The sequence below is a fragment of the Prochlorococcus marinus genome (genome assembly GCF_001180245.1).
In the GTDB taxonomy this organism is placed as follows: domain Bacteria; phylum Cyanobacteriota; class Cyanobacteriia; order PCC-6307; family Cyanobiaceae; genus Prochlorococcus_A; species Prochlorococcus_A marinus_F.
In genome coordinates, this window is sequence record NZ_CVSV01000129.1 from 1 (window position 1) to 277 (window position 277).

The 277-nt window shown below is 27.1% G+C and carries 1 protein-coding gene; it reads left to right on the top strand.

What is annotated here, in order from left to right; translation table 11 throughout:
* On the top strand, positions 1 to 277 hold a 277-nt coding region (locus tag AMO19_RS05160), incomplete at both ends, for a PP2C family protein-serine/threonine phosphatase (protein ID WP_179850518.1).

Here is a 277-nt window from a genome sequence, read left to right on the forward strand (position 1 = left end):
CTCTACTTTGGAAAAGTTCAGATCAGAAAATTATTAAATTGGATGCAAAAGGATTTGTACTTGGACTACAAAAAGATGCTGAGTATCATTGTGGTGAAATCAAGCTTAATCAAAACGATTTAGTTCTTTATTATACAGATGGAGTAATTGATACTTCTAACTCTTTAGGACAAAGATTTGATGAGGAAAGATTAATTAAAACCCTTTCAAAATTATGCAAGCAATCTTATACATCTCAAGAAATTTTAAATAAAATATTTAAAAAGTTAGATGATTT